The sequence below is a fragment of the Phenylobacterium sp. CCH9-H3 genome (assembly GCF_001557235.1).
In the GTDB taxonomy this organism is placed as follows: domain Bacteria; phylum Pseudomonadota; class Alphaproteobacteria; order Caulobacterales; family Caulobacteraceae; genus Phenylobacterium.
Genome location: NZ_LSJI01000250.1, coordinates 1 through 2,091, shown reverse-complemented (window position 1 = coordinate 2,091; position 2,091 = coordinate 1). Strand labels below are relative to the sequence as shown.

General features: G+C 72.9%; 3 protein-coding genes. All 3 read right to left on the bottom strand.

Translation table 11 applies throughout. The annotated features are described in order from the left end of the window. A partial coding sequence (gene trbL, locus AX721_RS22255; protein WP_068878163.1) for a P-type conjugative transfer protein TrbL occupies positions 1-1,059 on the bottom strand: 1,059 nt, incomplete at its 3' end. A gap of 4 nt (positions 1,060-1,063) precedes the next feature. Continuing rightward, the gene (trbK-alt, locus tag AX721_RS22250) at positions 1,064-1,333 is read right to left on the bottom strand and encodes a putative entry exclusion protein TrbK-alt (RefSeq protein WP_068878162.1); all 270 of its coding nucleotides are present in this window, start codon (positions 1,331-1,333) and stop codon (positions 1,064-1,066) included. 14 nt (positions 1,334-1,347) lie between these two features. Next, positions 1,348-2,088 (bottom strand): P-type conjugative transfer protein TrbJ, encoded by a 741-nt coding sequence (gene trbJ, locus AX721_RS22245; protein WP_068878164.1) that lies wholly within the window; start codon positions 2,086-2,088, stop codon positions 1,348-1,350. Between the last annotated feature and the right edge of the window lie 3 nt (positions 2,089-2,091).

Sequence of the window (2,091 nt, the reverse complement as noted above, 5' to 3'; positions counted from 1 at the left end):
CTGGAAGCGGGCGCCGAAGTCGGCGGCCGCCCGGCGCAGGGGGCTCGCCGCCGCGCCGCCGGCGGCGCGGGCCAAGCCAAGGGCGCCGCCCGCGCGCCAGGCCCCCGCGCCGGCCCCGGCCAGCCCTGCGGCGCCTCGGGCCAGGCCGGCCGCCGCGCCAGCCGCGCCGCCGATCGCAAGGCCCGTGGCCGCGGCGCCGGCCGCGAGCGCGCCGCCCGCCGCCAGACCGGTTCCGACCGCGGCCCCGGCGCCCAGCTGCGGGCCGCCGGAGATCAGGCCCCCGGCGATGCCGGGTCCGAAGATGCCCAGGCCCAGCAGCGAGATCGCCGCCAGCACGACGGCCAGCACCTCTTCGATGGTCGGCTGGGCCGCCCCGAAGCCCGTGGTGAACTGGGAGAAGAGGGTCGAACCGATGCCGACGATGACCGCCAGGACCATCACCTTGACGCCGGAGGCCACGACATTGCCCAGCACCCGTTCGGCGAGGAAGGCGGTCTTGCCGAACAGGCCGAAGGGGACCAGCACGAACCCACAGAGCGTGGTCAGCTTGAATTCGATGAGGGTGACGAAGAGCTGCACCGCCAGCACGAAGAAGCTCAGGAGAACGATCAGCCAGGCCAGCAGGAGCACGGCGATCTGGATGAAGTTCTCGAAGAAGGCGACGTAGCCCATAAGGCCGGAGATGGACTCCAGCAGCGGGCGGCCCGCGTCGACGCCGACCTGGGCGATGCGGCCGGGGCGCAGGAGATCGGCCGCCGACATGCCGCCGCCGGCCGCCTGAAGGCCCAGGCCCGCGAAGCTCTCGAAGATGATGCGCGCCAGGCCGTTCCAGTTGCCGATGATGTAGGCGAAGGCGCCGACGAAGAGCGTCTTGCGGACCAGGCGCGCCAGGATGTCCTCGCCCTCCGCCCAGGTCCAGAACAGGGCCGCGAGCGTGATGTCGATGACGATCAGGGTGGTCGCGATGAACGCCACCTCGCCCTGCAGGAGGCCGAAGCCGCTATCGATATAGGACGCAAAGACGCCCAGGAACCGGTCGATGACCCCTGTTCCACCCATGGCGCTAGTCCTTTGCTGGTGGGGCCGTCAGGCCCAGGAAACGCCGCCGGGTCTCGGCCCAGACGGCCAGGCAGCCGGGGTCCCGGGCGCCGGTTTCGCCCAGGGCTTGGCATCGAGCCAAGGCGGGCGAGCGCGGATCGGCCGGCCGCGCCGGGGCCGGCGCCCAGGGCGTCGGCTCGGGCGGCGCGGGGCGGCGAAGCTGCAGCGCCGTAAGCGCGATCACGAGGACCACGACGCCGGCCGCGCCCAACCGCATGAGACGGGTGGCGTCCATATTGGCGGCGGCCTTCAATTGCGGAACATCTGGGCCGAGCCGGGCTGGTAGCCCTGGCCAGGCGTCAGGAAGCGGCGCAGCTGCTCGCGGGCCTGATCCTCCGCGGCGGCGCGGCGGGCGGCGTCCAGGCTCTGGGCGCGGCCCTGGGCGGCCAGCAGGGCGGCAAGGTCGGCGAGTTGCTGGGATTGCAGCGCCAGGAGCTGGTTGCCGGCCTGGGCCGCCTGCAGGGCGCCGCTGGCGGACTGGCTGGCCTCGACGAGCTGGCTCATCTGGTCGCGGGCGCCGTCCAGGTTGCCGACGACACCGGCCTGGACCCTCAGCGCATCCTCGAAGCCCGCGACGCTGTCACGCCAGCGGTCCTTGGCCCCGTCCACCAGCGCCTGGTCGGAGGCGGACAGGTCGACGGCGCGGTAGCGAGCGGTGAAGACCTGGTCGATGGTCTGGACATCGTAGGCCAGGCGCTGCGCCTGTTGCAGGAGCTGGCGGGTGCGCTGGACCTGGTCCTGGAGCTGCTGCAGGGAGGAGAACGGCAGGCTGGCCAGGTTCCGCGCCTGGTTGATCAGCGATTGGGCCTGGTTCTGCAGCGAGGTGATCTGATTGTTGATCTGCTGCAGGGCGCGCGCGGCGGTCAGCACGTTCTGCGCATAGTTGCTGGGGTCGAAGACCACGAGGGCGCCGGCCGGACCGGCCGAGGCGGCGAGTAGCAGGGCGCAGGCGCCGGCGCAGAGCGCGCGGCGGGGCAGGCGGGGGGTCATGGC